Annotated in this window: 29 protein-coding genes, 4 tRNA genes and 1 pseudogene; 17 read left to right on the plus strand and 17 right to left on the minus strand. The window is 42.8% G+C overall.

Annotation, left to right across the window (positions count from 1 at the left end):
• Window positions 1-127: 127 nt before the first annotated feature.
• From ACTJIX_RS12995 to ACTJIX_RS13005, 3 genes are all read left to right on the plus strand, one after another.
• Entirely contained in the window at window positions 128-496 is a 369-nt protein-coding gene (locus ACTJIX_RS12995) for an AlbA family DNA-binding domain-containing protein (protein WP_440611515.1), read from the plus strand.
• Window positions 496-1620, plus strand: a complete 1125-nt coding sequence (locus ACTJIX_RS13000; RefSeq protein ID WP_440611516.1) for an ATP-binding protein — start codon at window positions 496-498, stop codon at window positions 1618-1620. The genes ACTJIX_RS12995 and ACTJIX_RS13000 overlap by 1 nt, the downstream gene beginning before the upstream one ends.
• Before the next feature lie 349 nt (window positions 1621-1969).
• The gene (locus ACTJIX_RS13005) at window positions 1970-2413 is read left to right on the plus strand and encodes a hypothetical protein (RefSeq protein WP_004890630.1); all 444 of its coding nucleotides are present in this window, start codon (window positions 1970-1972) and stop codon (window positions 2411-2413) included.
• Between the two features lie 114 nt (window positions 2414-2527).
• On the opposite strand, the gene tehB is transcribed toward ACTJIX_RS13005, so the two are convergent.
• The 7 genes from tehB to ACTJIX_RS13040 form a co-directional block, all read right to left on the minus strand.
• On the minus strand, window positions 2528-3400 hold the full coding sequence (gene tehB / locus ACTJIX_RS13010) for an SAM-dependent methyltransferase TehB (protein ID WP_440611517.1): 873 nt from the start codon (window positions 3398-3400) through the stop codon (window positions 2528-2530).
• A 120-nt stretch (window positions 3401-3520) separates the two neighbouring features.
• Window positions 3521-4270, minus strand: coding sequence for a hypothetical protein (locus tag ACTJIX_RS13015; RefSeq protein WP_103800175.1), 750 nt, complete (start codon window positions 4268-4270; stop codon window positions 3521-3523).
• A 174-nt stretch (window positions 4271-4444) separates the two neighbouring features.
• Window positions 4445-4948, minus strand: a complete 504-nt coding sequence (locus tag ACTJIX_RS13020) for a hypothetical protein (protein WP_004813633.1) — start codon at window positions 4946-4948, stop codon at window positions 4445-4447.
• 248 nt (window positions 4949-5196) lie between these two features.
• The gene (locus ACTJIX_RS13025) at window positions 5197-5694 is read right to left on the minus strand and encodes a hypothetical protein (protein ID WP_440611525.1); all 498 of its coding nucleotides are present in this window, start codon (window positions 5692-5694) and stop codon (window positions 5197-5199) included.
• Between the two features lie 283 nt (window positions 5695-5977).
• A tRNA-Phe gene (locus ACTJIX_RS13030) sits at window positions 5978-6053 on the minus strand.
• A gap of 137 nt (window positions 6054-6190) precedes the next feature.
• Window positions 6191-6266, minus strand: a tRNA-Phe gene (locus tag ACTJIX_RS13035).
• 193 nt (window positions 6267-6459) lie between these two features.
• Entirely contained in the window at window positions 6460-6837 is a 378-nt protein-coding gene (locus ACTJIX_RS13040) for a GNAT family N-acetyltransferase (RefSeq protein WP_004813635.1), read from the minus strand.
• A 96-nt stretch (window positions 6838-6933) separates the two neighbouring features.
• On the opposite strand from ACTJIX_RS13040, the gene hisB reads away from it, so the two are divergent.
• The 7 genes from hisB to ACTJIX_RS13075 all read left to right on the plus strand — a co-directional run bounded on the left by hisB (window position 6934) and on the right by ACTJIX_RS13075 (window position 12708).
• Window positions 6934-7527 carry an imidazoleglycerol-phosphate dehydratase HisB gene (hisB, locus tag ACTJIX_RS13045; RefSeq protein ID WP_004813636.1) on the plus strand — a complete coding sequence of 198 codons (594 nt, stop codon included), beginning with the start codon at window positions 6934-6936 and terminating at the stop codon, window positions 7525-7527.
• Window positions 7527-8144 (plus strand): imidazole glycerol phosphate synthase subunit HisH, encoded by a 618-nt coding sequence (gene hisH / locus ACTJIX_RS13050; protein ID WP_004813637.1) that lies wholly within the window; start codon window positions 7527-7529, stop codon window positions 8142-8144. Before hisB ends, hisH begins: the two co-directional genes overlap by 1 nt.
• A gap of 135 nt (window positions 8145-8279) precedes the next feature.
• Window positions 8280-8789, plus strand: coding sequence for a DUF805 domain-containing protein (locus ACTJIX_RS13055; RefSeq protein ID WP_005220677.1), 510 nt, complete (start codon window positions 8280-8282; stop codon window positions 8787-8789).
• A gap of 151 nt (window positions 8790-8940) precedes the next feature.
• Window positions 8941-9567: a 3'-5' exonuclease gene (locus ACTJIX_RS13060; protein ID WP_004813639.1), complete on the plus strand. Its 627-nt coding sequence runs from the start codon at window positions 8941-8943 to the stop codon at window positions 9565-9567.
• A 452-nt stretch (window positions 9568-10019) separates the two neighbouring features.
• Window positions 10020-10790 carry a hypothetical protein gene (locus ACTJIX_RS13065; RefSeq protein WP_348905717.1) on the plus strand — a complete coding sequence of 257 codons (771 nt, stop codon included), beginning with the start codon at window positions 10020-10022 and terminating at the stop codon, window positions 10788-10790.
• 196 nt (window positions 10791-10986) lie between these two features.
• Complete coding sequence (gene hisA / locus ACTJIX_RS13070) at window positions 10987-11709, plus strand: 1-(5-phosphoribosyl)-5-[(5-phosphoribosylamino)methylideneamino]imidazole-4-carboxamide isomerase (RefSeq protein WP_163168812.1); 723 nt, start codon at window positions 10987-10989, stop codon at window positions 11707-11709.
• A gap of 72 nt (window positions 11710-11781) precedes the next feature.
• Window positions 11782-12708, plus strand: a complete 927-nt coding sequence (locus tag ACTJIX_RS13075; protein WP_071320863.1) for a DMT family transporter — start codon at window positions 11782-11784, stop codon at window positions 12706-12708.
• Between the two features lie 81 nt (window positions 12709-12789).
• On the opposite strand, the pseudogene ACTJIX_RS13080 reads toward ACTJIX_RS13075, so the two are convergent.
• The 4 genes and pseudogenes from ACTJIX_RS13080 to ACTJIX_RS13095 form a co-directional block, all read right to left on the minus strand.
• A pseudogene (locus tag ACTJIX_RS13080) lies at window positions 12790-13137 on the minus strand (FAD-binding oxidoreductase); the annotation flags it as partial.
• Between the two features lie 93 nt (window positions 13138-13230).
• Window positions 13231-13623, minus strand: a complete 393-nt coding sequence (locus tag ACTJIX_RS13085) for a DUF4870 family protein (RefSeq protein WP_005220665.1) — start codon at window positions 13621-13623, stop codon at window positions 13231-13233.
• Window positions 13624-13648: 25 nt separating this feature from the next.
• Entirely contained in the window at window positions 13649-14272 is a 624-nt protein-coding gene (locus ACTJIX_RS13090) for a DUF1294 domain-containing protein (RefSeq protein WP_248603795.1), read from the minus strand.
• Between the two features lie 17 nt (window positions 14273-14289).
• Window positions 14290-15237, minus strand: a complete 948-nt coding sequence (locus tag ACTJIX_RS13095) for a homoserine kinase (RefSeq protein WP_103800185.1) — start codon at window positions 15235-15237, stop codon at window positions 14290-14292.
• Window positions 15238-15350: 113 nt separating this feature from the next.
• Between ACTJIX_RS13095 and hisF the strand changes: the two genes are divergently transcribed.
• Window positions 15351-16109 carry an imidazole glycerol phosphate synthase subunit HisF gene (gene hisF, locus ACTJIX_RS13100; RefSeq protein WP_163168816.1) on the plus strand — a complete coding sequence of 253 codons (759 nt, stop codon included), beginning with the start codon at window positions 15351-15353 and terminating at the stop codon, window positions 16107-16109.
• A 342-nt stretch (window positions 16110-16451) separates the two neighbouring features.
• Here hisF and ACTJIX_RS13105 read toward each other — a convergent pair whose 3' ends face one another.
• Window positions 16452-17057, minus strand: coding sequence for a hypothetical protein (locus ACTJIX_RS13105; RefSeq protein WP_278363411.1), 606 nt, complete (start codon window positions 17055-17057; stop codon window positions 16452-16454).
• A 102-nt stretch (window positions 17058-17159) separates the two neighbouring features.
• Here ACTJIX_RS13105 and ACTJIX_RS13110 point away from each other — a divergent pair, with 102 nt between their 5' ends.
• Window positions 17160-18227, plus strand: a complete 1068-nt coding sequence (locus ACTJIX_RS13110) for an AraC family transcriptional regulator (RefSeq protein ID WP_048882211.1) — start codon at window positions 17160-17162, stop codon at window positions 18225-18227.
• Window positions 18228-18358: 131 nt separating this feature from the next.
• Here the strand turns inward: ACTJIX_RS13110 and ACTJIX_RS13115 are convergent, their stop codons facing one another.
• Window positions 18359-18604 carry a hypothetical protein gene (locus tag ACTJIX_RS13115; RefSeq protein WP_004813651.1) on the minus strand — a complete coding sequence of 82 codons (246 nt, stop codon included), beginning with the start codon at window positions 18602-18604 and terminating at the stop codon, window positions 18359-18361.
• Window positions 18605-18684: 80 nt separating this feature from the next.
• Window positions 18685-19803 carry a DNA/RNA non-specific endonuclease gene (locus tag ACTJIX_RS13120; RefSeq protein ID WP_440611518.1) on the minus strand — a complete coding sequence of 373 codons (1119 nt, stop codon included), beginning with the start codon at window positions 19801-19803 and terminating at the stop codon, window positions 18685-18687.
• Between the two features lie 267 nt (window positions 19804-20070).
• Between ACTJIX_RS13120 and ACTJIX_RS13125 the strand changes: the two genes are divergently transcribed.
• The gene (locus ACTJIX_RS13125; protein WP_163172771.1) at window positions 20071-20532 is read left to right on the plus strand and encodes a hypothetical protein; all 462 of its coding nucleotides are present in this window, start codon (window positions 20071-20073) and stop codon (window positions 20530-20532) included.
• A 66-nt stretch (window positions 20533-20598) separates the two neighbouring features.
• Here the strand turns inward: ACTJIX_RS13125 and ACTJIX_RS13130 are convergent, their stop codons facing one another.
• A complete protein-coding gene (locus tag ACTJIX_RS13130) occupies window positions 20599-22479 on the minus strand; it encodes a potassium transporter Kup (protein ID WP_005220646.1) in 1881 nt (626 codons plus the stop codon).
• Window positions 22480-22599: 120 nt separating this feature from the next.
• Here ACTJIX_RS13130 and ACTJIX_RS13135 point away from each other — a divergent pair.
• The 4 genes from ACTJIX_RS13135 to ACTJIX_RS13150 all read left to right on the plus strand — a co-directional run bounded on the left by ACTJIX_RS13135 (window position 22600) and on the right by ACTJIX_RS13150 (window position 24294).
• Window positions 22600-22690 (plus strand) — tRNA-Ser (locus ACTJIX_RS13135).
• A gap of 469 nt (window positions 22691-23159) precedes the next feature.
• On the plus strand, window positions 23160-23510 hold the full coding sequence (locus tag ACTJIX_RS13140; RefSeq protein ID WP_004813657.1) for a hypothetical protein: 351 nt from the start codon (window positions 23160-23162) through the stop codon (window positions 23508-23510).
• A 261-nt stretch (window positions 23511-23771) separates the two neighbouring features.
• Window positions 23772-23999 (plus strand): hypothetical protein, encoded by a 228-nt coding sequence (locus tag ACTJIX_RS13145; protein WP_004813658.1) that lies wholly within the window; start codon window positions 23772-23774, stop codon window positions 23997-23999.
• A 219-nt stretch (window positions 24000-24218) separates the two neighbouring features.
• A tRNA-Thr gene (locus tag ACTJIX_RS13150) sits at window positions 24219-24294 on the plus strand.
• Window positions 24295-24378: 84 nt separating this feature from the next.
• Here ACTJIX_RS13150 and ACTJIX_RS13155 read toward each other — a convergent pair.
• Together ACTJIX_RS13155 and ACTJIX_RS13160 are read right to left on the minus strand one after the other, a co-directional pair.
• Window positions 24379-25227 (minus strand): SAM-dependent methyltransferase, encoded by an 849-nt coding sequence (locus ACTJIX_RS13155; protein WP_440611519.1) that lies wholly within the window; start codon window positions 25225-25227, stop codon window positions 24379-24381.
• Between the two features lie 2 nt (window positions 25228-25229).
• A complete protein-coding gene (locus tag ACTJIX_RS13160; RefSeq protein WP_005220638.1) occupies window positions 25230-26537 on the minus strand; it encodes an FAD-dependent oxidoreductase in 1308 nt (435 codons plus the stop codon).
• Window positions 26538-26648: the final 111 nt, after the last annotated feature.

The raw sequence follows: 26648 nt of genomic DNA on the forward strand, positions 1-26648 counted from the left end.
CCAGATATCATCGGTAAGAAGAGTACGTGCCATTGAAAATATAGAAATAAAAATAACTCAAAGGAGGATTTTAAGTATTTAAAACCAATTCTTCAAATGAGGACACGCCCTAGTTAAAAAAATTACTATGACTTACAAGGAAAAATCGCATGATTTTTTAATCAGCTTAGTGCATGAATTAAGAAAAATGCCTCGTGAAACTACTTGGTTAGAATTTAAAGAAAATATTTCTGAACCCGAACGAATTGGCAAATATATTTCCGCATTATCTAACTCTGCTACATTAGCAAACAAAAGTAATGGTTATTTAATTTGGGGGATTAATGATGAAACTCACGATGTAGTCGGTACCTCATTTCAACCTCATCTTGCCAAAAAGGGTAATCAAGATTTAGAAAGTTGGCTTATGCAACAATGCAGCCCTAAAATCTATTTTAAATTTTATGAGGTAAAATTTCTGTTGCATATGAAGATGTTTTTATTGAAAAAAATGTAGTGATTTTAGAAATTCCTCAAGCACAAAATCAACCAACATCTTTTAATGGTCAACAATACATCCGTATTTCATCGAATGTTAAGCAATTAGATCAATTCCCCGAACATGAAAAAAACCTATGGTTATGTTTTGACAAGACACCTTTTGAACAACAAATTGCCGCTCACAATCTAACCCCTTTAGAATTATTTAGTTTGATTGATTATGCGGGCTTTTTTGATTTAATTTCATTTCCATTACCTACTAACCACGCCAGTATTTTAAGTCACTTAGAATCAGAAGGTTTAATTGTTAAAAATGAAAGTGGAAATTGGGATATTAAAAATTTGGGAGTAATCTTATTTGCAAAGTCCTTAAATAAATTCTCTCATTTAAAAAGGAAAGCTATCCGAGTTATACAATATGAAGGAAATAATCGTATTCGAACAATTAAAGAACAAAGCGGTGATAAGGGATACGCAATAGGCTTTGAAGGTTTAATTTCATATGTTGATAATCTTTTACCTAAAAATGAAGTTATAGGAAAAGCATTAAGGCGAGACGTCAGTATGTACCCTGAGCTATCAATTCGAGAGCTAATCGCTAATGCAATCATTCATCAAGACTTTACTATTCCTGGCATGGGTACAACTATTGAAATTTTTGCAGACCGTATTGAAATAACTAACCCAGGAAATCCTCTTGTTAATATTGATCGCTTACTAGACAGCCCTCCACAATCTAGAAATGAAAGTATTGCATCATTAATGAGAAGAATTGGTATTTGTGAAGAACGAGGGAGTGGTATAGATAAAGTAGTCCATGAAACTGAATTTTTTCAACTTCCTCCTCCACTTTTTGAGAATTTTGACAATGCAACTCGAATTGTTCTGTTTGCACATAAAGAATTTAAAGAAATGGATACTCAAGAGAAAATTCGTGCTTGCTATCTACATGCATGTCTAAAATACGTTCAAAGAGATTACTTAACTAATGCTAGCTTACGTGAGCGATTTAAAATTGAAGCTCAAAATAGTGCTATAGCTTCTAGAATAATAAAAGACACTTTAGATTTAGGTTTAATAAAACCTTTTGATCCAGAACAAGGACGAAAACATGCACGATACATTCCTCATTGGGCATGATTTATTTACTAAAAATTCTGATTCTTTATTGATAAAAATCAGTAAAAAACCATTAATTAATTTTTTTACTAATATAAATCAATATGTTGCCTTTTGATGGTTATTTGATAGAAGCCCTAAAATCTCTTTTATTGAGTAAGCTGTAAATCTCCTGCTTATTTATAAAAATATCTTGTTTTTCTGATAGATACTTTTTGATGGTTATTTGATTTTCATTACTTCCATCTAATGTTACATCTTTGTAAAATTAGTGTATTTTTCAACCATTAAAACCTTAAATATGAATCACTTAAATTCTTATAAATGTATGATCAAGCCTCTTTTTTTCATACTTCCTTAAGGGGTTTATATGAACACGCTTAAAACAGTGATCGCGACTGCAATCGTAGCAACTTCCGCATCTGCAATGGCAGCCGAAGCACCTGCAACAGCTCAAGCAGCAGTTCAAACTGTTGCTCAACAAGCAGCTGCACCTGCTCAAGCGAAAGTTGAAGCGGCTCAAGCGACTGCAACGAATGCAAAACAAGCAGCAGAAACAAAAGTTGAATCAGTAAAAACTGAAAATGCGGTAAAAGCAGATACAGCAAAAGCAGCAGCTGAAGACAAAGTTGCAGCAGTAAAAACAGAAGCTGTCGTAAAAACTACAGAAGCAAAAGAAACTGCAATGGCTAACGCAGCAGAAGTAAAAACTGAAGCAGCTCAACAAGTAGAAGCTGCAAAAGCTGCACCTGCTGAAGCAGCAGTAAAAGCTGAGAAAAAAGGCTGGTTCTCTTGGTTTAAAAAAGCAGCTTAATCCTGCGATTTAAACTGCAAAGGGATGTCATCTGACATCCCTTTTTATTATCTTCTATTTTTAAATACGGCCTGCGACTAAGTAATCAGCTTGTATTTTCAGATATTAAAAAAATTAAGCTGAAACCTTCTGCGCCAGCATCGTGGCAAAATGTTGTTTGATCCGATTACCCTGCTCATCCCTGCGATATAGCTCACCAACATCCTCATTGTATTTAATCAGCTTCCAGTCTTTATAAAAGGCTCTTAATTCACCTTGCTTAAAGGCAAAAGGAAAATCTGGCTGGGCTGGAATGTCATCAGTATCCATGGCACACACAATCAGGTTATAGCCATTCACTTTGGTCGCCTGCTGCATTTGAGTAATCAGTGCTGGAACGGTTTTAGCTTGCAGGAACATCATCACCACAGTGCAGCAGATAAAATCATAGCTGCCAGAAATACTTGGGTCGGCATTTAAATCCCGCTGTGCAATATGAATCTGCTGAATATCTTCAGCATCAACAATTTTCTGAAATTTTTCCAGACTCTGGGAGTTCACATCCCAGGCATCAACCTCATAGCCCATCTGGTTTAAATACAACGAATTCCGTCCTTCTCCGCAGCCGACATCTAAGGCACGACTACCCGTTAAATAAGGCGTAGCAGCCACAATTTCAGAATGTGTTGGAGAAATCGCATATTTTTTATGAAAATAATCTTGTGGGGCGCAATAGAATTTTAACTGGCATTCCACATCTGCACTGGCAGAGACAATCTGATGCCAGCGCTGCGGTTCAATCAATGGTGGTTGCTGCTCAGGTGTAAAAACATGAGTAGATTGCACCTCGCCTGCTTGGTCCAGCATGGCAAAATTTACCTTACCTTTTAAGACGGTCAGTTTGGCCCAAGTACCCGCCTTGGTATTATGCGGACGCTGAAAGCCCTGAGGAATCTGCTCCTGTGTCCAGACCGGCATTTCCTTATAACAAACTAAGTCCTGAGTCATGCAGCATTGCTCCTGTTCTCGCACCATTTTATTCAACTGATAATTTCCTGTTTATCTATAGCATGCTTCTGTTTTTGGCACCATGCTCAGGATGATTTATAGCTAAATGACGCTTTCAGGCTACAAAGCTTCTTCGACAATTTTCTGATTTTTGGTCTTAATTTGCTGCATCTGTTTATTGAGGTTTTCAATATCTTTATACAATGCGATAAAGGGCTGCACCGCTTTTTCATCATGGAACATAAACATGCGGTTGCGTTTTTCCCATTTATATTTCTTGAGCAAGGCAAATAGCTGATCAGCCTTGGCCAGACTCTGCTTTTCAATTGCAAAGATGGCATAGGCATCACTTTCCTGCTGGGTTGCTTTCAGGTTCTGTGCCAACTGCTGACGATAACGCTGCTTGATATCGAGCCGCTTGACCTGTTCAATCTGGCTTTCTTCACGGCGCTGAATGGTCTGCTCATAGTTCTGCACAATCTGATGCACCTGCTTGAGCATGGTCTCAGTTTCTTTATAACCTTGAGCCTGATCTTTCTCCAGACGATCAATATCCAGAAAATGCTCCCAGTTCGCTGCTTTCAGATCTCGCAAATACTGATTACGTTCTTCAGCGCGGTCTCGCATCTGTCCCAGTACATATTCCGCCATGACCGCATAATCACCATCCAGACGGTCTTCTTCAATGTCTAACTGAATCGGCTTGCTCCAGTCCTGTGCCTGTTCAAAGATTTCAGCTGTCTTTTCATTCAGAACAGTTTCATATTCGATCAGCTCGGCTTCTTCCTGCTGTTGCGCAGTGTATTGATAAAATAGCCATGCAAAGACAACAAGTGTCGCACCAGCCAGGACCATAAAGACACGCGGCATGCACATGCTCCCCTGCTGCAAGTTATGTATAGGTTTCCTTTTAACCAATATGCTGATTTTTTAGACACAAATCAATTGTTCTATACAAAAACTCTATGCAGGGACATAGTTCATCCTACGAGGAAATTTCATTAAAATTCCTGTTTAAGCCAGCTCTGAATCGTTTAATCCTGCCTAGCAACCGTTGGTAGCACACCATTCATTAATCAGCGTTCGGTCAATATTATTCGGATTGAACTGCTCCCGAGCCGCCTGAACTGAAGTGGCATCGCGGTTAATACCAAATGGCACCAGCATCAGATAAATACCGTCACGTGGATCAGGAGAACGCAAACCATCGGCAATGGCCTGCACATACTGTTGCAGCCCTGGTGGCAGGTTATCCAGTCGTGCCGGATTGGTGGTAGGCAGAATCTCAATATCACCCGCGAAGTCAGCATTAACCGTATAGTCTTGCAGTTCACGTTCAATCTTCATCATTCGCATCTTTAAGGCCTGTTTCTGGCTGGATTGTTCTTGCAGGGGAAGCATGAACTCGGTTTCTTCACGCAGTTCACGATCGGCCATCACAGTCAGTGTCGGCAAGGTGACGGAATCGGGTGCAGCATGTGCATTAACCAGACGCAGTGCAGTAAACAGACTCAGTAGCATCAGAAAAGTTGTATCGAGGGGACGCATAAGGAAAACCTCCGCATCGTCATTTCAGTGGGAGAAACCTTATTCTTGCTTGAACTTATGTAAAGGTGCTGAGTATTACTGTGAGCGTCGATAGACGGTTAATACCGCATGATTACTAGTGTTCGATGTAAACAGTTTTTATGCAGATTGCTTTTGAATAAAAGATAAATCTCTCGAAAATTCCAGATATAAAAAATCCCCGACTAACGAGGATTCAAAGACTTAGGGTTAGACTGATTGCTTTGAGCTTAAGGGATAGCAGAAGAAAGCTTGTTAAAATAATCCTGCATACCGAGTTTGATCGTGCTCGGATTAATTTGCAGTTGAAAACGATATTCGGCAGATTGGCTATTGCTACGATCAATCCCCAGCGGCCGTAGCATGATATTTAAACCCTGAGTTGGATCACTGGATTGCAGGCCTTGGGCAATACTCATGACATATTGCTGCAGCATTGGAGAAACCGAACTAAAGTCAGGCTGGCTCTGTGGCTGAAAATCCAGATTTTCGATCACCTGTGCATTCAGTACAAAATTCTGGGCTTCCTTGGAACTGCGCATCACCTGATGCTGTAAGGCACGCTGAGTCTTTTCTTCCTGGACAAAAGGAACATAACCGGTTTCATTGCTCAGTTCAGGTTCCGCCATCACGGTCAAGGTCGGCAGCGTTACCGCTACTTTATCATCGTCAGCTAGTGCTCCCATGCTGAATGCGCTCAGCATGATTCCAAATGCAGACATTGTCATAATATTCACTGGCTTGCCTCCCCGTAGTTCTCTATTACCCAAGTTGTATAACTGCAGATGTCATAAACTATTTTTAATATTCTTATCTATTAGATTACCTGGATTATTTGGACAACTCATGCCTGCTCGGATGAATGGCATCTCAGGAAAATGATCTCGAAACCTAAAAGCATATGACGCTCACAGTTTCAAAGCCGGATAATAAGCAAAGATCATTTTCTGTTGAATAACAAAATGACAGGCGAAAAAAAACCTCAAACATGGTTTGAGGTTTTTTCGAATATGGTGGCGAGACCCAGGATCGAACTGGGGACACACGGATTTTCAATCCGTTGCTCTACCTACTGAGCTATCACGCCGATGCGGTGTATTAAGCCGTATCTCCACACATTAGTCAATCGAAATTAGAAAAAAAATGATTGAATGTGTAAAATTTGACCCAAAAAAAAAATCCCTGATGGGATCAGGGATTGAAAACTTTAAATCGTTTTGTATATGGTGGCGAGACCCAGGATCGAACTGGGGACACACGGATTTTCAATCCGTTGCTCTACCTACTGAGCTATCACGCCGATGACGCGTATTAAACCGTTTCAGCCCAATGCCGTCAAGCATGAAAAGTATAATTTTTATCAATCGTCTACTTTTGCAGCAGATTTAATTATCACTTGCTTAATTTTTAATTAAAACGGCCTAAATTATTCATTTTCAGTCAAAAATTTGCATAAAAAAGCAGCCCTAAGGCTGCCTTGATACAGGAAAAGTTTAAATTTTTTCGATATGTGCCAGACAACGATGAATCGCGCCACAGCCAGGTTCAAACACCTTCACACCTTTTTCTTCTTCCATTCGGCACGCTTCACTGACCAGCCTTTCTGCAACCCCACGTCCACGATTGGCCGGATGTACAACGACATACTCCAGCAGGCGGGTTTCGCCTTGACCCGTGCACCAGATCGCACCAATAATACGGGTATTAAATTCTGCGGTATAAAGTACGGTATACTGTTGCAAGTTTTGCTCTAGTTGTTCCATGGCATCAGCCCCATCACTAAACTCCGGGCTGGTGTCATACAGTCGCTCAAGCTGGCTGCGCACTTCATCATTTTCCAAAGAAGTATAGGCATGTACGGTTATAGGCATTGATAAACCCTCCTGAGCAATCTAATATGCGGTGACGTCGTCACGGCGAAAATATTTTCTACATCAATCATTTTGACGTATTTGAGGAACGTGTCTATGACAGATCGTATCAGTGAAGTGGTAAGAAATACCAACGAAACCAAAATTCGAGTTCGCTTGAATCTCGATGGGTCTGGTCAAGGCACTTTAAATACTGGTATTCCATTTTTAGATCATATGATTGATCAAATCAAGCGACACGGTCTGTTTGATATTGATATTCATTGTGACGGCGACCTGGAAATTGACGATCACCATACTGTAGAAGACTGTGGTATTACCTTGGGTCAAGCCTTTGCACAAGCATTGGGTGACAAGAAAGGTTTACGCCGTTATGGTCACTTCTATGCCCCGCTGGATGAGTCTTTGAGCCGTGTCGTGGTTGATCTGTCTGGTCGTCCGGGTCTGTTTATGGATATTCCATTTACCCGTGCCATGATTGGCCGTTTTGATGTAGACCTGTTCTCTGAATTCTTCCAGGGCTTTGTAAATCACTCGCTGATGACTTTACATATTGACAACCTAAAAGGTAAAAACAGTCACCATCAGATTGAAAGCGTATTTAAGGCGTTTGCCCGTGCATTGCGTATGGCATGTGAAGTTGATCCACGTGCTGCCAATACTGTTGCTTCAACCAAAGGTACCCTGTAATGACCCGTATTGCCCTTCTTGACTATGGCATGGGAAATCTTCACTCCGCTGCCAAAGCATTAGAACATGTCGGTGCTACAGTAGATGTGACCAATGATCCGAAGCTGATTGCTCAGGCAGACAAGATTGTTTTCCCGGGTGTAGGCGCAATGCGTGACTGTATGCACGGTATGCATGAAGCGGGTATTGATGATGTGGTACGTCATGCGGTGTTCAATAAGCCGGTACTGGCAATCTGTGTCGGTATGCAGGCGCTGATGCAACGTTCTGAAGAAAATGGCGGTGCAGATGCACTGGGTATTTTTGAAGGCGAAGTGAAACGCTTCCCGGATGTGGAAGGTTTAAAAGTACCGCATATGGGCTGGAATCAGGTGCATCAGGCTGATCCAGGTCATCCAATGTGGAAAGATATTGAACAGGATGCACGTTTTTATTTCGTACACAGCTTCTATGTAGAGCCAAAAGATCCAAGCATCGTGGCTGCGACATGCAACTATGGACTGGAATTCTGTACGGCACTGCATAAAGAAAATCTGTTTGCGACCCAGTTCCACCCGGAAAAAAGCCATACCGCAGGTTTACAACTGCTGAAAAACTTCGTGGAATGGAATATCTAATCCTATCCATGTTTAAAAAAAACCCGCTTGAAGCGGGTTTTTTATTGCCCAATATTTAATCTTTTATTTTTTAATAAATTACTATATCATTCATTTACTTATAAAAATCTTAATGATAAAAACAAGGAAATAACAATGAGTAATTTAAATGATTCTGCTTTAAATGCAGGGGGACGTTTTGGGCGTCGTTCATATCTGGCCTGGAATATGCTGATGGGCTTTTGTTTGATGCTTGTCGGTATTTTAGCTGCTGTCATTCTACCAGGCGCAAATCCATTTCTGAGTCCAGATGGCTCCTTGCCTATGCTATCCCTGGTAGTCATGGGATTAATTTATATTGCAGTAATTTATTTCAGTATCATCTTTTTAATTCGTCGCCTGCATGACCGAAACCATAGCGGCTGGCTGTCTTTGCTGATGCTGGTACCTATCGCCAATATTTTATTTGCCTTGTATGCCCTGTTTGCTCCGGGTAACCGCAATCACAACCAGTTTGGACACCCCCGTACCACACGTGGCTGGGAAAATGTACTGGCGATTCTTTATATTCTTCTGATTGTTTTGGGGATTGCAGCAGCGATAGCTGTTCCGTCTTATCAGGACTATGTCAATCGTGCAAAACAGACAACTTTGCAACAGCAATAAGTTTAATCCAGTCAACTCAATTCAGAAGCCAGATCTAAAAATGGGTCTGGCTTTTCATTTTGATTTAAAAATAATTTTCTTAAAAGCGCTTTAGACTGAATTGAAAAAGTCTTAAGCTGCATCTTCATACACGGACCCACACAGACTCGTCATGGATGCCCTTCATTCTCCAATTTTACCCACCAAAGAAGAGATCGCCACACTTCCACGATTTCAAAATATCTCCTTTGAAAAAATTATTGTGATTCAGAATCTTCAACAGGCAGAAGTAATACGTGAAGAACTTGAACAAGTACAAGTCTTTGGCTTTGATTCAGAATCCAAGCCCATATTTAAAGCCGGTGAACAGTCTACAGGACCGCATTTGATTCAATTAGCTACCCGAGAAAGGGCGTATTTATTTCAAATGAATACGGAACTATGGCATTTTTTACAGCCGATATTTGCCAATCCCCATCAGATGAAAGCTGGCTTTGGCTTAAAAAATGACAAACATCTGTTCCGTAAAAAAGGTATTGAATTAAATGGGGTACTAGAACTATCCAAATGCTTTGGCAGTTTTGGGTTCAAACAGGCTGTTGGGGTCAGAAATGCGATGGCACTCCTGTTCCAGGTCAATTTCCCAAAGTCCAAAAAGATCAGTACCTCTAACTGGGCAGCACGGAAACTCAGTCAGGCTCAAATTGAATACGCGGCTGCGGATGCTTATGCCTGTATTTTGATTCTGGAAGAACTTTGGCAACGGAAACTCCTAAGCCGAGAATTGAAACTTTCCTAAAGATAATAATCATTGCTTCTGGATGTTGCTTAACACTGTTACTTGAGAAATTAAGCGCCGATCGATTGTAAGATTATGTAAACCATATGACGCACCAAAATTTAGCAAATGAATAATCACTTTTTCTAAAAACCTGAGTAAATTACTCAACTTTTTTACTATTCTTTCAATTGAACATTAAGCTAAACGATAGAAATGCACAAAAATAACACTACCCTCCCTTTGAAGCACCAAAATAACCAATATAAATCATTGTTTTTAATTACATTTTTTCACAAAATATAAAATTAATATCAATCCTTTGATAAACATGAATTTTCCATAAAATTTTCCTGACTTATGGTCAAAATTATGGTTCTAGACTCTATAAATTTGGCAGATTTTTGCTAAAACATGATGTGCATAACAATTCTCCATCGTTAAGTGATTCAAATTTCTAGAGGGTAAAAATCATGGCAAGTTTATTGGGCGGCGGTAAGTTCAATGGGGTATTCACACTGGCAGTGCAAGGTATTAGCAAAGCTGTAGGCTTCCTGACTAAGGCGGTTATTACCTTAGTTGATGAAGTGGTTGAAACAGTCAGTACTCTGACGGCACCTTTGACGGACGCACTGACACAATTACCTGTAGTTGGCGATACGCTAAAAACTGTCCTGGATACTAGTACAGGACTGTTAGCAGATGTGAGTCAAGGCGTGCATGCCGTATCAGACCAGCTATTACAGGGAGATTTATCTGGTGGTATAGACACGCTGCTAAATGGAACTACAGACCTGGTCGGTCAAACTTTAGATGGCGTCTCTGATATCTTAGATAGCGTTTTAGATACTACGGCGCCGCTGACTGCTCCACTGCTTTCTTTGCCAGTTATCGGTGATGTGATTGCATCAGTCGGGCAGACTACTTCTAACCTGAGTGGACTGATTTCAGAAACGGGTGATTATGTCGCTGGCATTCAGCCACTAGATCTGGTGAATGATGTACTCAGTAATCCGGTAGCGAGTGTGGGTGGTGTCCTGCAAGATGTCTCAGGCACTGTCGATGCACTGCTGGATGACCTTGCCCCGATTACTGATACTGCAGCGGATCTGCCAGTTATCGGCGGTATCGTTACAACGGTAGGCGCCACAGCAGGTGCAGTCAATGACGGTCTTTATGACCTGGGTACTCAGCTTGGTAAAGTAGGTCCACTGGATCTGGAACTTCAACTCGCATATGTTTAATTGAATTTCATCCATGCTGAATGATCAGCCTGATCAGATATAAAAATAACAATGAGCTGTACTCACTCACTCCAACCTGTCCATGACAGGTTTTTTTCATATGCGAGATTCAGTATTTAGATTTATAAATCCGCCGTTTATTTGTTAAGATGGCAGCCATTCAAATTCAATCGACGATTAGGCCAGGAGCGAAAGCATGCTGATCATCCCTGCAATTGACCTGAAAGATGGCAAATGTGTCCGTTTAAAACAAGGTCGTATGGAAGACGATACTGTATTTTCTGATGATCCAGTGGCTACTGCGCAGCATTGGGTAAATGAAGGTGCGCGTCGTCTCCATCTGGTTGATCTGAACGGTGCTTTTGCAGGTACTCCGATTCATAAGCCAGTCGTAGAAGCGATTGCTAAAGCACAACCAAACTTACCGATTCAAATCGGTGGTGGTATTCGTTCACTGGAAACCATTGAGCATTACCTAGATGCAGGTGTGTCTTATGTGATCATTGGTACAAAAGCAGTGAAAGAGCCTGAGTTTGTTGAAGAAGCATGTAAAAAGTTCGCTGGTCATATCATTGTTGGGATTGATGCCATGAATGGCATGGTCGCAACGGATGGTTGGGCCAATGTGACTGACGTGAAAGCGACTGATCTGGCTAAACGTTTCGCCGATGCAGGCGTGTCCAGTATTGTCTATACCGACATCGCACGTGACGGCATGATGCAGGGTGTAAACATTGAGCAAACTGTGAACCTGGCAACTTACTCAGGTCTTCCAGTGATTGCGTCTGGTGGTGTCACTAATATCGATGATGTTCACGGCTTAAAAGGCCAACCAGGCATTCTTGGCGCAATTACTGGTCGTGCGATCTATGAAGGCACTTTAAATCTTCGTGAAGCACAAGCGGTTTTAGACGCTTAATCTGAAAGATTGATGTTGCTGTAAAAGAGGTCTTCGGGCCTCTTTTTGTTTTTATCTGAATACTGATCTCCCATGTCTACCTTATCCTCTGAATCCTCAATATGGAAAGCGAAGCTCCCTCAGCTTTCTCTGATTTTAATTACCATCATTTGGGGTACAACCTTTGTGGTGGTGAAATACGGACTGACCTTTGCCAGTCCCGTGCTGTTTGTGGCCTTGCGCTTTATGGCTGCTGCCATTGCTGTGACACTCATTTCCTGGAAATATCTCAAAGGCATGACCGCTTTCGAAGTTTTTGCTGGTGCGGTCATCGGATTGCTCATTGCACTGGGCTATGGCACGCAAACAGTTGGACTACAAACGATTAGCAGTAGTGAATCGGCTTTTTTAACCGCACTGTATGTGCCTCTTGTGCCTATTTTGCTATGGTTGCTGTTTCGTAAAAAACCACATGTCATGACATGGATTGGGGCAGCCCTCGCCTTTTTAGGTCTGGTCTTCTTAACAGGAAATGGCTTTGGTGCGATTCAACTGAGTTTTGGACAGCTACTGACGATTTTGGGTTCGATTGCAATTGCACTTGAAATCATCTTTATCAGTTACTTTGCACCGAAGGTAAATACGCGCCGCGTGACCGTGTTACAGCTGATTTTCGCATCACTGTTCTGCTTTATTATGGCAGCAATGCTCGGCGAACCTCTGCTACCTGAGTTCCATCCTCACCTTGCCATCATTTTAGTTGGCCTCGGTATAGCCAGCGCAGTGATTCAACTGGTCATGAACTGGGCACAGGAAATGGTTGATCCTTCTCAGGCTGCCATTATCTATGCAGGTGAGCCGATCTGGGCCAGTCTGTTTGGCCGACTCGCTGGAGAACGTTTACCTGCTCTGGCTTTATTGGGCGGATTAATGGTGGTACTGGGTGTAATCGCCAGTGAATGGAAACCGAAGTTTTTAAGAACAGAAAAAAGGGAAGAATTGAAGGAAGATCTCTCTTAATTTTTCCCTCACCCTAACCCTTTATGAATCCCCCTAAATCCCCCTTAAAAAAGGGGGATTTTTTTATATTTATATTCAATTTTAGAAAGATACCATTTTGCCCGGATTGACCAAAGCACTAAAATTATAGGCCGTTTTCGCCATTAGAATCACCACCGGTGCAAGTACTCGACCAAATAGGATATCTTGATGCTGGATACTGGTTAACATATTAAAGTCATCGGATTTGCCACAGAAGTCATCTGCAATCGCTTTACCAATACGCACAGTTTTCGCCACGCCATGACCACTCCAACCTTGTACCGCATAGATTGGAAATTTATCACCAAACTTGCGGCTGTCGGCTGCACCATTCATGGTCAGATCAGTCGTACCACTCCAGACAAAATCCAGTTCGACCTGTTTTAACTGCGGGAAGACATGCTGAATAGTGCCTACCTGATTCGGATATTCTGCTGCCAAAAATCATAGAGCTATAAAAAAGAGCAGCGATATGCTGCTCTTTCCAGATCCCAATTTGATTTATCGATACATCGGCAGATTATCATTCAAACGCATAATCCCGCGAATTGCACGATACACAATCCAGATCCAGGCCAAGCCAATCACAATCAGGCAGAAAGTGGTGGCACCAAATGCGACGCCTGCAAACAGATCCGGATCTTCACCGGTAAAGAACAGGAAGAAAAATGGAACAAAGGCAACGATATTCCAGATCAGATACCACCAGAAGGTGCGGATCTGCCAGGTAAAATGGCTCTCGAAAATTGTGCCGCGAACCGAACTGCGTTTCACATAGTTAATTACCAGCGCAATGACAGCAAGCAGGCCACCGGTAAAGATCGCCACAATATAAAGAATATATAGAATAAGAGTCAGTGTGCGGTTAGGGTCCTTGTCAATCGAATAGTTCATACCCTCTCCTTTTTATCAATTTCCCTTAAATATTTAAGCCGTTTAAAGGGGAAATAAGCCATAGAATCAAAATGATGTTAAAGGCTATGGTACAAAAATAAATCTGACGGAATGGTTGTTTTTGTGTTTTATGTCTCAGTTTTTGTTGGGCCAGCCAAGCTGCCGGCCAACCTCCAAGAAAAGCCACCAGATGTAGCGCATTTTCAGGAATACGGCGATTACCGAGTTGGGCTGCTTCCTTGTCTTGCACATAAAGCCAGTAACTCAGCACATTCATGAGGCTGATCAACAACACTATCATCCCACTTAACAGGCCACTGAAACTGAATACCACAAGCGCCAGAATATATCCCACACAGAGGATTTGCATCGGCTGCAATTTTTCTTTTTTATTTATGCTAGTTTTCTGTTTAGCCGTCAACGCCTTGATTTGGGCAGCTTTGAGATAAGTCACCTGCTGAGCACGATAACGGCCCTGATCATCCAGAATCACGGCATAATCCAAGGCACAACCAACAATCGGGCGCGGACCAGGGCGCGCAAAGTCCTTAATGTGCAGAAACACACGTTCCTTGCCGGCATCATTTGGCTGAATAAAACCATAGCCTTTTTCATCAAACCATTCCACCAAACGCCCTTGATCACGCATATTATTGTTCCTGTTGGTTAAGCGGTGACAAACTTAAGTCGTTCGATCAACATATTACGCATTTCTTCCGGATTCTTTTGCAGGATATCGTTTCCGGTACGGCCTTGAGCCGCATTTTTCTGTGCCACTTGTAAACGCATCATCCAGAAACGACCGGCTGCCATCGCCAGGTAAAGCTGTAGACAGGCTTTTTCATCCTCAGTTAAGGGACGGATACTTTCATAAGCCTTTAAAAAAGCAACTGCACGTTCTTCATTCAAGGTCACCGCGGGATAATCGGTGCAGAAGTCATTCAAAGTAATGGCAATATCAAACAGCAGCTCATCTTTATTCAATTCATAAAAATCCAGAATGCCATTGAGCTGATCTCCCTCAAACAGGGTATTGTCACGGAACAGATCTGAGTGAATAAAGCCACGTGGGCGATCAGTATAAACGGCTGTCAATGCCTCATACAGGCCGAGCAACTTACCCAACAGGACTTTATCAGCAGCATTCAGGGTCGGCTTGATCTCCTGTGCCACAGCGTACCAGTAGGCATGATCACGTACGAATTCGCGTTCCAGTTTAAAATCTTTTAGTGCCACATGCATTTTTGCCTGCGCAATGGCAATGGCTTCGGCCTGAGCCTTGGTCGCTGGCATAGGATGTTCGCCCAGCATCCGTGGCGCAATCTGGGCTGGCTTTCCTTTAATGCTATGAATGGCCTTGCCTGAATGCGATAATGGGACAGGCACAGCCACCCCTGCCTGTCCCAGATGCTCAAGTACGGGAACCAGTTCACCAGCAGCCTGTTCATCCATGTCCTCGAACACAGTCAATACATATTGCTGGTCTTCACAGACCAGAAAGTAGTTGGTGTTCTGGATACCTCCTTGAATGGGAATCAGATCAATCGCCTTGAGACCATAAGGTGCTGCAAAATCCTGAACTTCCTTTAAAGTCAAAGTGGTATAAACCGACATAGAAAACCTGCGAAAAAACTTACATATTTTTGCTAGAATACCGTTTCCATCTGCCAAGGTGTAGCGCTTGCGTGGGTGAGTTTCATAATCGGCTGTAATAATTGGAAAAATTTATGCTAGCTAAACGTATTATTCCTTGCCTCGACGTTGATAATGGTCGTGTGGTCAAGGGTGTTCAGTTCCTTGATATTCGTGATGCGGGCGACCCGGTCGAAGTGGCGCGTCGCTATAATGAACAAGGTGCCGATGAAATTACTTTCCTTGATATTACCGCTACACATCATGGACGTGACACGACTTATCGTACTGTAGAGCGTATGGCCGAATCTGTATTCGTACCGTTAACTGTAGGTGGTGGTGTCCGTAAAGTTGAAGATATCCGTTTATTGTTAAATGCTGGCGCGGATAAAGTCAGCATTAACTCAGCAGCGATTTATAATCCTGAATTCGTCCAGGAGGCTTCTCAGCGTTTTGGTGCACAATGTATCGTGGTGGCTATTGATGCCAAGAAAACCGGCGAGAATAAATGGGAAATCTTTACTCACGGTGGCCGCAAGGAAACGGGTATTGATGCGATTGAATGGGCCATGAAAATGGCGGACTACGGCGCCGGTGAACTGTTAGTGACCTCAATGGATGCTGATGGTACCAAAGCGGGCTATGACCTGGCACTCATGCGTACCATTAATGACCGCGTTAACATTCCAACAATTGCTTCTGGTGGTGTCGGTAACCTGCAACATCTGGCGGACGGGATTTTAAAAGGGGGCGCAGATGCTGTACTTGCAGCCTCAATCTTCCACTTCGGCCAACATACCATTCCAGAAGCAAAAGCCTATCTGGCAGCGCAAGGCATTGAAATGCGTCTTTAATTCTTTTTAGAGACAAGATCTGAAAAAGGCATGTTAATCATGCCTTTTTTATTACTTGAAAATTTAAGCACATGAATTAGGGACAAAAAAAAGGAGTCTTGCGACTCCCTATAAAACCAAGAATAGACTACAGCGCTTGGTGTCAATATAACCAGTAAAATCTAACCATAACTCAAGTATTCATAACAACCTGTCAGCGTTAGGCTATATCGCTGACAGGTGTAAATATAGGTCAAAAGACACCCCGAATATTGACAATTTAAGCAGGATTTATTGACAAATCACGACAACAATAGCGTGCAAATGCATTTTATTTCCTTATCTAAAACTTCTAGGTTTCTTTTAAGGATTTAAGGCTCTATTTTTCTCAACCCATTTGGCTGGAAAGATCTGCTGAATACTGCTGCTCAGGGCTTGAGAAACCGGTTTGGGTAGATAGATGCCGAGTGGATTTTGTTCCTGTAATTCAGGCGATGAAATCACCCGTGTCCCCATAACGTAGTCGAACCATGGTCGGGTCACACACCAGTTGGCATCCTGATTACTATTCATATGATGGTCATAATGCCAGGGAATTTTTCGCTTGGCCCATTCTGGTTCCAGATGTGCCCGACGATGCACATAATAATAATTGCAGGCACTATAAAGCACTGCGAGCGACATTCCTTTTGAAACCGGATAAAAGGCCAGACCAAATACACTGGCAACAACAACCAGAGATCCAATTTCATTACGGGTACGCCAGTTCTGCCAGCCTTCTACATAGCCATGATCAGAGAATGCCGTCTTACGCACTTCCCGATGATGCTCCCAGTGTGAACGCATGCTCTGCGGTACTGGACTGTAGCGAGCCTGCCCTTTGCGAGGTATACCATGCAGAATATATTTATGCGCAAACCATTCAAAACCATTGGCAATTACCAGTCCTGCCAGAAAACCTTTTAGCATCGTTTGTCCCTCCTTTTTATTTACTATAGGTGAGCTAAAAGGCTAGATATTGACCACAAAATTCAATATGATTGACAAAACACGACAAAAAAGAATTAAAAAATGCACAGCATACAGGACGATGCAGGCACGGTTTATGGAGGTCTGGGACATTTGTTGCTGGAATTCTATCTATCCAAACAACTCCCCATTCCAGAAAAACTGCTCGCTATACAGGACGTTGAACGCTTTGAATTTGTCATCTGGCGTGAGTTGCTCATGCAATTACAGCAAAAGCTGCAGACTCCTGCCTTAGGCCTGGAAATTGCTAATTTCGTACAACCCCGACATCTGGGCATTATTGCCTATCTGGCGCTGTCCTGTGAAACCTTGGGCGAAGCCATGATGCGCTATCATGACTATCATCGTCTGGTCTATGACGGCAGTCCTTTAGAAGTCCGTGTCGAAAATGACTACCTGTCAATTGCCTGGGTCGATGTGCCTCTAAATCTGGCGACTCAATTGACTGATGAAGTCGCCATGGCATTGATGCTGAAATTTGTACGTTCGCTGATGGCTACCGATGATATTCACTTACATGAAGTCCATTTCCGCCAGCCGACCAACAAACATCTCAATCTGTATGAACAGTACTTCCGTTGCAAGGTTCGTTTTGATCAGCCAAAGAGTGTGATTTTTATGCATGTTTCTGAACTGGCAAAACCATTACGTCAAGGTGACCAGACGCTACAGAAGCTGTTAAAACAACAGGCAGAAGCCTTATTGGAAAAACTGCCGAATACTTCACAGATAGATCATCGGATTCAGCAGGCGATCCTGACCGGACTGCAAAAAAACATGTTTCAGATTGAGCATATTGCCCGTCAGTTACACTGGTCGGTTCGGCAGTTGCAGCGTCATTTGCAAAAACAGGGCAAGACCTATCAGCAGCGAATGCAGGAAATCCGTTTTATGCTGGCCCAGCAATATTTGACCGATGAAAATCTAAGCCTGCACGAGATTTCCCTGTTATTGGGTTATTCAGAACAAAGTGCCTTCCAGCGTGCCTTTAAGCAGTGGACCCGCCAGACGCCGCAACAGTGGCGCTCAGACTATCTGAAAAACAAAACACAGGAGAAATTTTTAGATTATCCGATGCAGGCCAATCTCAATACCCAATATCAAATTTAGATTTTTGAATAAAAATAATAAAGATAATTCGAGAGAAATAAACTTTTAAACCTGAATAAAAAAAGCTCATAGTTATCCTGAGCTTTTTCTGTTTCGCATGGAAGAGTCATGAAATTTTAAAAAATGACCCATTATAAAAATGGATTATCAATTTCCTGAGCGTCATCACGCTGGATCTTGTCAGGCAGATCCGGGGTATTTTCCAGTTGCTGTACCACATCATTGAGTAGCGCCTGCAAGGCCTTGGCTGCTTTCAGTCCGGCCTGATCCTTGGTTAACTGCAAGTTTCCATAGAGGCTGACACAGTCCACATCATTTTCAATGGTCAGGTCATGAATCGCATGTGATTCGGTGCCGTTTTCATAAGGTTTAAACATTTTCTTCTGTCGCTTCCTTGTTGTTTTTTAATTGTACCGGATAGATTTATGCTACCTGAATCCTGTCTGGCACAACAGAATTATTTCAAAAGCTGTAAAATGAACTGTAGCACTGCTTCCAGCAACTGCTTGATAAATGCACCTTGCGGATCATTATTGCCTGCTGCGTCACTAGTGGAGCCCTCAGATGTTGAAGTATTCCCGCTCACAGACGTACGACTGCCACCAGAACGTTTGAATTCCTCTTGTAATGCTTCCAGGTCACTTTTGGATACATCTTCGGCGCACTGGCTTTCTGCATCCCAGTTTGCATAGGTGATTGGCTTATTGGCCTTCACCTCGCTGGCTTTCAAAGGCAGCTTATAAGTATTACGTTTCTGTTCTTCAGTCAGTTGCGGGAAGATGTTGATATTAACCAGTTCCTCTAGGGCACAGACGCTGATGATCTGGACTTTTGGTGCCGGATTTTTCAGGTTGTTATCCACATAATACACCCCGGCTGCACCAGTTTTCGGCATATATACCGCTTTATAGGTCGCATTCGGTACGATTACACCTTTGCCAATCGTCTCCAGCTTTTTCGCGCTATAAACCGGCCCCGTAACCACGTAGACATCCTGTTTCTGTTTGGTCACCACCGCACGAGTGGCTTCTTCCAGTTCACGCCACGCCTGCTGATTGTTCTTCGGGGCTTGCGGTACCATATTGGCTAAGGAGAAACTGTCAAACTGTGCCTGCTTGGTTGGCATATCGGCATTTGGTGCCATATGTCCACGGTCATAGCCAGTACCGCGGTAATCTGCCAGAGTTGCGCGATGCGCCGAACTGACACGTTCTTCCTCATGGAAACTGTCTTCACGCGGAATCTTTTGACTCAGGCGAGATGGCGTCAATAGTTCTGCCACCCATAATGGTGTTTTGGAGACACCAGAGTACATGACATTAAAGCCGTTAAAGCACAGTGCATAGCTGTTCTTTTTTAAGCTGTCCTTCATTAAGTAAGGTGGCACATCCCGGTAAAACTGATCCAGACAGGCAGAATTTGATGGTGAAGACAGCGATACCCACTGGCTGATTTTTTCTTGACCAAAGGCAATCGCAAAACTACCCGATGCCACCACACCCAGGATAATTTTTACAGTATTTTCGTTAAGGAACTGAAAGACAGGATTTTTTTTGGTACGTTGCTTCTTGGCCATGATTACAGCTACTTTAGAACATTTACAGCGGGTGTTGCCGAGCTTAACAAGCCCTGTAAGCCATGTATATCACGACTTTTCTAATCGATTAACAAATAAGCAATATGTAAATAAACATCCATTAAGTATGTAACAGCCTGTCGGTTTTTTACGAATACTTGAACTAGATTTCAACCCATTTATGTAGCTTTCCTTGCTGCCCAGTCTTTAATTATGCAATTGTAAGCACTTCTAATTCTTCCAAGAAATATACGAAGGAGCATTGTGATGTTATCGCTGAAGAAAAACTCCCATACTTGCAAAACTCATTATTCAAAATTACTGGCTCTAGGTGTACTTACCAGTGTAATGAGCCTTAGTGCATTGGCTGAACCACGGGTACAGCCGGGCGAAACATTAGAAAGCCTGTCCAAGGCACGAATTAGCACCACTGTAAACGGTCAGAATGCTTCTCTGGAAAATCTGGTCAATTCTGGTCAGATTCGTTTAGTGCAGCCAAGTCAGGCACCTGCTATGCAAAGTAATCCGTCGTCTGGCATGCAATCTGGTCAGCCGGGCATGTCTCAGGCTCCGGGTATGATGCGTCATTCTCAAGATCCTGCCATGATGCGACAAGGTGCAACTCCAGACATGCAGCAGCCCAACGATCCCCGTACTCTGCCTGAGATGCAGCAAGATTCCCCGATGACACCAGCAGGCTCTACTGCTCCAGGTGTAACTACTCCATAACGGGTCTGAAACAGATATTAAAAAACCAGAGCTGAACTCTGGTTTTTTTCATTTTGAATATTGTTGCTAGATTTCGATCTGGCTACCAAGTTCCACCACCCGGTTAGTTGGAATCTGATAAAAATCACTCACCGGACTGGTATTCCGTTGCATTGAGATAAACAGTTTTTCACGCCATGGTGACATGCCTTCTCCGATTGCATGAATCACCCGGTCACGAGAGATAAAGAAACTGATCTGCATCAGATCATAATCAAAGCCCCATTCCGTGTAGGCTTGTTTGACCGCCCGTGGAATATCAGGCTGATCCTTGAAGCCGAAGTAGGCATAAATCCGGTAAAAATGCTCATTCAGCTTTTCAACTTCTACCCGATCTTCCTCTCCCACAAAGGGAATATCCCGGGTAATCACCGTAACCATAATATTACGTTGATGCAGTACTTTGTTATGCTTGATGTTATGCAGCATGGCATGTGGCACGACATCCGGAGTTCCGGTCAGGAAAATGGCATCACCCGGCACAAACTGGGTCCCGCCACCGGTAGACACACTCTTGATAAATAGCTCAATTGGCAAAGTATTTTGCTGCATACGTTTGAGTAACAGTTCGCGGCCATCTTTCCAGGTCATGAGTATCGTAAACAGTACGGCACCCAGCATAATTGGCACCCAGCCACCGGAATAGATTTTCAGTGAAGTAGATGCGACAAAAATCAGATCGAGCGCCAGAAAAGGTGCGGCAAACAGCAGCACTTTCCAGATTGGCCAGCGCCAGAAACCATAAGCCAAAATAGAGATCAAGATTGTGCCACAGAGCATAGTCATGGTTACTGCCACCCCATAGGCGCTGGCAAGTCTCGCACTGTTCTCAAATAACAAAATCAGAATCACGACTGAAATAAACAGCATCCAGTTAATAAATGGCAGATAAATCTGACCACGTTCTTCAGCTGAAGTGTGTTTCACGCTCAAACGTGGTAAATAACGTAGCTGAATTGCCTGATTGACCATCGAGAATACTCCGGTAATCACGGCTTGTGAGGCAATGACCGCAGCAGCCGTTGCCAGACCAATCATTGGATACAGGCTCCACTCTGGCAGCAGCATATAGAATGGATTAGCCAAAGCTTCTGGACTGCGTAGCAGAAGCGCACCCTGCCCTGCATAATTGAGTAACAGACATGGCAAGACAATAATGAACCAGGCCAGACGAATTGGCAGGCGACCAAAATGTCCCATATCTGCATAAATCGCTTCGCCTCCGGTCATGGTCAGAATCACTGCGCCCATGGTCAGGAAAGCCACATAAGGTTGATCTACCACAAAATGATAAGCCCAATAAGGGTTGATCATATGCAGGACTGTCGGCGTCTGGATGATACTCCATAGACCAAAGCCACCAATCGACAGGAACCACAGTAAAGTCAGTGGACCAAAAAATTTACCCATGGTCCCGGTGCCATGACGCTGTACCAGAAACAGGCCGGCAATGATTCCGATGGATAAGGGCTCCAGCCATTTATTAAACACCGGCGTAGCAATACTCAATCCTTCAATGGCAGAGAGTACAGAAATCGCAGGTGTGATAATCCCGTCACCAAAGAACAATGAAGCACCAATAAAGCCTAAAGCAATCAGGTAAATCTTTTTCTTATCCGAGATTAGTGTAGTTCGCAGGTTGAGGGCCAGCAGTGACATGATGCCGCCCTCACCATTGTTGTCAGCACGCATGATGATGGTGACGTATTTAAAACTCACCGTCAGCATGATGCACCAGAAGATCAGAGAGAGAATGCCCAGTACCGAGGCTTCGCTGATGGCAAGATGCGAGGTCAGGAAACATTGGCGTAGTGCGTAGAGAGGACTGGTACCAATATCACCAAAAACGACCCCAAGCGCAGCCAGCGTAATGACTGGTAAAGCTGCTTTTTGTGCAGTACTTTGCATATATTGTCTTCGTTTTAGAAAGCATTTTTGCGAATCATAGCACTGCCTTTAAACTTTTTCTGCAAATCAATTGTTTCAAGCTTGGCAGACTGGTTTTTTTTCTATATCATCCACCGCCATGGTGAGGTGTCCGAGTGGCTGAAGGAGCACGCCTGGAAAGTGTGTATACGTTTATAGCGTATCGAGGGTTCGAATCCCTCTCTCACCGCCAAGATTCATAATCATGTAGCCACATGATGTCTCAAAAGGTTTAAATCCGAAGGATTTAGACCTTTTTTGTTGTCTGTAATTAAATATCATGCTGCAATTTCACTATTGACTATTCCTCAATGCCTTCATTTTTTAGCTTTTAGAAAAGAAAAAATATTTAATCAGATTCTTTAATTTTTATGGCTTAATCAAGGAAAATTCATTAAGTTGTTGGCTAAATTCCATTTTTAGAAGTTACAGCAATTTTAATTTTATGAATCATTATCAAGCTTGTAATATTCTGCCAATTGTTTGAAAAGTGATCTAATATAAAATGTGTAATCAGAAGCTCGCTGTAGTTTCTTTTCCAATTTAATACCTCCTTCCTTATGATGGAGGTATTTTTTTATTTAAAAAAAATCAGTTCTTATACAGTGGTGAATTCTCTTATACTCTTATTATTCAGCCCCGGATAACAACTAGAAAAGACGATGAAAAAACTAACCTTTACTACCCTGCTCGTTATGTTTGTTATTGCTGGTTGCCAAAAGCAGCCGGAGCAGGCAGAAGCCGCAATGTCGACAGATAAAAACTCTGTAGATGTCATTCAGTTTGAACAGGCGGATCAGAAAATCAGTGGTTTTCTGGACCAGTTAGATAACCCGGCTACGCCTATGGAACTTCGCAAGAAAATCATATGCGAAGATTATCCTGAGGTGTATTTCAAAGAATATGTACCTGCCTTTATAAAAATTGCGCCAGAAAACACAAAAGAACAGTTAGCACAGGATCTGAAGCTGGCACTGGATTTTTATAAGAAGAAGGACAATGTCGTTTGCTAATACTTGTCTTTTAATTAATGAACAAATGAATTGCCCTCTTTCTCCTATATATACTTCATGAAAGTTATACAAAAAATTCAGTTACTGAATTCTAACTTGGCATAAAAATAGCTTAATTTTATTGTCATCATCGCTATGTTATGTTGCTCTTAGCGGGCACATAAAAGGAGAACAAAAACCAGTAGATCTAACCAACCACGCCATTGATCTTGATTCAAACTAAAAGCTAAAAGATAGACACACTGCTATTCGGGAGCGAACATGAATAACAGCGCAAACTATGCCAAACAGATCAAAAATGCTAAACGTGGCGGTTACACTCCGACCATTGCCAAAGACGTCAACAAACACAAGATTCAAAAAGCCCTCAGACTCATCGAACAGTGGAGAAGCCTCGCTCAAGAACTCAAACCTCAAATGCAGTTTGACATGGCCTTTACCTTGGAGGAATGTGCTCAGGATCTGGATCGTATCCTAAAAAGCCGATAAACCTAGTTTTTATTCATCTCTGAAACCAGCTTACATTTTCCACCCTCGCCCACACTTTCGCATGTGGGCGATTTTCATGAATCCAGCTGATGTATTTCAAGTTTTGCAGCTTTTCGTATCATGCAGAATTCAATCAAACTTAAAATTTCACCAAAGCATTTAAACGGTTATTTTTTGGCTTGCATCACCCCGAAAAATCTGTAGAATGCACACCACAACGCCGGCATAGCTCAGTTGGTAGAGCAACTGACTTGTAATCAGTAGGTCCACAGTTCGAATCCGTGTGCCGGCACCATTTTCTTAGCCTCGCTTTTTTAGTGAGGCTTTGATGTTTCTGGAGTCTGCATTTTCTTCGGGCTTGATCTTTTCAGGCACTGTTCTAGTGCTTTGCTTTTGCGCTGATCTGCACATACCGCACCACACCTTCTTCAAAAAGCTTTCGGCATAGTTTTGCGGTCATCTGAATTTTAAATTCATCTAGTCTGGATGCCTTCACAGACTGAACCAATTTTTTTGAATTTAAATCCTGCTGTACATACCTGGCAAAACCGGCAAAGACTGATTCTGACAGATCTTCAACCTGAACATCTATGAATTCAAACTGATCCAGACATTCATATAACGCACCCAGCGGCATTAAATCACTTAAATTGACATCTGCTGATTTCAGCAAAAGCTGGTATTTACGCTTTTGAAATGAATTTAAAGTTTTCCAGCGCTCAGACAAAACCAGATGATGAAAACCGATTCGCGCTTTTGAATTCAAAACTGGGATTATCTGTTCCAGCAAGCTTGGCACGCTATTGTGATAAGCCGCATCCAGACACAGCACAGCGTCAAATTTATGTGGGAAATGGATATCTTTTAGTCGAAGAAAAGAAGCATGATAAATTGCATTCAGTTCAGGTAAATGCTGCTGAATCCTGGTAACACAAGTTTTCTGTAGCTCTACACCTGCCAGGTATTGCACCTGATAGTGCTGCTGCCAATGCAGCAGACTGGCACCCTGACCGCAGCCAAGATCCAGTAATTTATCTTTTGAATTTAAATGAATGGTTTCAGCCAGATGATCAGCCAAAGCCTGACAAGCAGCAACATAGTCCTGCTGCCCTGTCTGCCAGTAACCAAGATTGCTCCAGGGCAATAATGAAGTATCTCCAAGCAATGCTGTATTGATAGCATATTTATGCTCGGGTAGACGCTGCCGAAAGGCCTGGAACAGTTTCATGCTTAATAACCGAGTTGTGGTGCAACCTCAATATTCGGTTTTAATCCCTCGAATGGCAATGGTGCACCAAAGATTTCTGCAATCTTCATCGCTGAAGTAACTGCAGATTCTAGAATTGGCAAGCCATCACATGACCATGAACCACAGTAAAACACTTTACGGCCCTGATCCAGATGACGTTGCTGTAATTCCTTGTTCAAGGCTACAGTATGCGCATCAACGACTGCACGAGTCAGTGTCACAGAAGAAATAATTTTCTTCGGATCGATATCAGTCACCGGGCGCCAGGTCTGGAATACCGGAGATTTACCTACCAATGTTGGTTCAACCGCATTGAGCCATACCGTGAACTGCTGACGGGTAAACTTGCGGTCCATCATATAGCTTAGTACTGCCCAGTCTTTACGTTTCGGCGGCATCACGCTGGTATCGGTATGAATCACCAATTGCCCCTGCTCAAACTGGAATTTTTTCAATAATTCAATATCTGTTGCAAACTGGTCTTTATCAAGAAATTCCTCGATCTTGTTGGTGGGTGTAGCAACGATGACACGGTCAAATAACTTGGAATAACCCGCCGCATTTTCTACACGGACCTGATCACCCTGCTGTTGTACCAGCGTAGTTGCTGCACCACTGACAATGTCGATGCCTTCAATCAGTTTATCCACCAAGGCTGGTGTACCGCCCTGCATACGCAATAATGCATCGCCATCTGTCAGCTGACGCAGGAAAATCAATAAGGGCTTGGCTGGCCATTCACCAATGGTTTTTGGGTTACAGGTACAGATGGTATACAGCACTGGCATCACCGCACCATGCCAGAATACTTCTTCAATATCATTGCGATTAATAAATTCTGCCAGGCTGATATCCTGATTTTTAGATTTAAAGAATTTGTTCAACGCTGTTTTTAGTTGTAATAAACCTTTAACCAGACGCCAGCCATACTGCTGAAGGCCTTTACGGTTATTGATAATCGGAAAGTTACCAATCCGGCTACGCGAAGTCGTCAGCCAGGTTTCAGTCCGGTCCTCAAATAACCAGCTGCATGCCATATAAGTGCGTACCGGATAGGTCTTGATCCCCAGATGAGTCGCAAGACTTAGCGTATTTTTCCACAAGTACGGGTTCATCACACGCAAAGGAGCATCTACTAGTCCACCTTCAAACTCGAGGCTGTGACTGTCCATGCCGCGCCCTTGCAGCGCTTCAAAAATAGTGATGTGATGTCCTGCATCCTGAAGAATTCTGGCTGTAGCCAGTCCGGCCATGCCACTACCAATTACTGCGATATCCAAACTGATCATCCGTCATTGAGAAACTTTTAGAAATTATGTACCAAGCCTGCCGTAATTAGGCTATTAAAATCTTCCAGATTGCATTTTTTTCAGATGGATTAAAGCGCTTGAAAATTCATA

Origin of the sequence: Acinetobacter sp. 22323, from assembly GCF_052044895.1 — a bacterium.
In the GTDB taxonomy this organism is placed as follows: Bacteria; Pseudomonadota; Gammaproteobacteria; order Pseudomonadales; family Moraxellaceae; genus Acinetobacter; species Acinetobacter schindleri.

Coding starts and splice junctions, on each gene's coding strand:
- ACTJIX_RS12995 (WP_440611515.1), top strand. CDS start 128: ATGACTTACAAGGAAAAATCGCATGATTTTTTAATCAGCTTAGTGCAT.
- ACTJIX_RS13005 (WP_004890630.1), top strand. CDS start 1,970: ATGAACACGCTTAAAACAGTGATCGCGACTGCAATCGTAGCAACTTCC.
- tehB (WP_440611517.1), bottom strand. CDS start 3,400: ATGACTCAGGACTTAGTTTGTTATAAGGAAATGCCGGTCTGGACACAG.
- ACTJIX_RS13015 (WP_103800175.1), bottom strand. CDS start 4,270: ATGCCGCGTGTCTTTATGGTCCTGGCTGGTGCGACACTTGTTGTCTTT.
- ACTJIX_RS13020 (WP_004813633.1), bottom strand. CDS start 4,948: ATGCGTCCCCTCGATACAACTTTTCTGATGCTACTGAGTCTGTTTACT.
- ACTJIX_RS13025 (WP_440611525.1), bottom strand. CDS start 5,694: ATGACAATGTCTGCATTTGGAATCATGCTGAGCGCATTCAGCATGGGA.
- ACTJIX_RS13040 (WP_004813635.1), bottom strand. CDS start 6,837: ATGCCTATAACCGTACATGCCTATACTTCTTTGGAAAATGATGAAGTG.
- hisB (WP_004813636.1), top strand. CDS start 6,934: ATGACAGATCGTATCAGTGAAGTGGTAAGAAATACCAACGAAACCAAA.
- hisH (WP_004813637.1), top strand. CDS start 7,527: ATGACCCGTATTGCCCTTCTTGACTATGGCATGGGAAATCTTCACTCC.
- ACTJIX_RS13055 (WP_005220677.1), top strand. CDS start 8,280: ATGAGTAATTTAAATGATTCTGCTTTAAATGCAGGGGGACGTTTTGGG.
- ACTJIX_RS13060 (WP_004813639.1), top strand. CDS start 8,941: ATGGATGCCCTTCATTCTCCAATTTTACCCACCAAAGAAGAGATCGCC.
- ACTJIX_RS13065 (WP_348905717.1), top strand. CDS start 10,020: ATGGCAAGTTTATTGGGCGGCGGTAAGTTCAATGGGGTATTCACACTG.
- hisA (WP_163168812.1), top strand. CDS start 10,987: ATGCTGATCATCCCTGCAATTGACCTGAAAGATGGCAAATGTGTCCGT.
- ACTJIX_RS13075 (WP_071320863.1), top strand. CDS start 11,782: ATGTCTACCTTATCCTCTGAATCCTCAATATGGAAAGCGAAGCTCCCT.
- ACTJIX_RS13085 (WP_005220665.1), bottom strand. CDS start 13,623: ATGAACTATTCGATTGACAAGGACCCTAACCGCACACTGACTCTTATT.
- ACTJIX_RS13090 (WP_248603795.1), bottom strand. CDS start 14,272: ATGCGTGATCAAGGGCGTTTGGTGGAATGGTTTGATGAAAAAGGCTAT.
- ACTJIX_RS13095 (WP_103800185.1), bottom strand. CDS start 15,237: ATGTCGGTTTATACCACTTTGACTTTAAAGGAAGTTCAGGATTTTGCA.
- hisF (WP_163168816.1), top strand. CDS start 15,351: ATGCTAGCTAAACGTATTATTCCTTGCCTCGACGTTGATAATGGTCGT.
- ACTJIX_RS13105 (WP_278363411.1), bottom strand. CDS start 17,057: ATGCTAAAAGGTTTTCTGGCAGGACTGGTAATTGCCAATGGTTTTGAA.
- ACTJIX_RS13110 (WP_048882211.1), top strand. CDS start 17,160: ATGCACAGCATACAGGACGATGCAGGCACGGTTTATGGAGGTCTGGGA.
- ACTJIX_RS13115 (WP_004813651.1), bottom strand. CDS start 18,604: ATGTTTAAACCTTATGAAAACGGCACCGAATCACATGCGATTCATGAC.
- ACTJIX_RS13120 (WP_440611518.1), bottom strand. CDS start 19,803: ATGGCCAAGAAGCAACGTACCAAAAAAAATCCTGTCTTTCAGTTCCTT.
- ACTJIX_RS13125 (WP_163172771.1), top strand. CDS start 20,071: ATGTTATCGCTGAAGAAAAACTCCCATACTTGCAAAACTCATTATTCA.
- ACTJIX_RS13130 (WP_005220646.1), bottom strand. CDS start 22,479: ATGCAAAGTACTGCACAAAAAGCAGCTTTACCAGTCATTACGCTGGCT.
- ACTJIX_RS13140 (WP_004813657.1), top strand. CDS start 23,160: ATGAAAAAACTAACCTTTACTACCCTGCTCGTTATGTTTGTTATTGCT.
- ACTJIX_RS13145 (WP_004813658.1), top strand. CDS start 23,772: ATGAATAACAGCGCAAACTATGCCAAACAGATCAAAAATGCTAAACGT.
- ACTJIX_RS13155 (WP_440611519.1), bottom strand. CDS start 25,227: ATGAAACTGTTCCAGGCCTTTCGGCAGCGTCTACCCGAGCATAAATAT.
- ACTJIX_RS13160 (WP_005220638.1), bottom strand. CDS start 26,537: ATGATCAGTTTGGATATCGCAGTAATTGGTAGTGGCATGGCCGGACTG.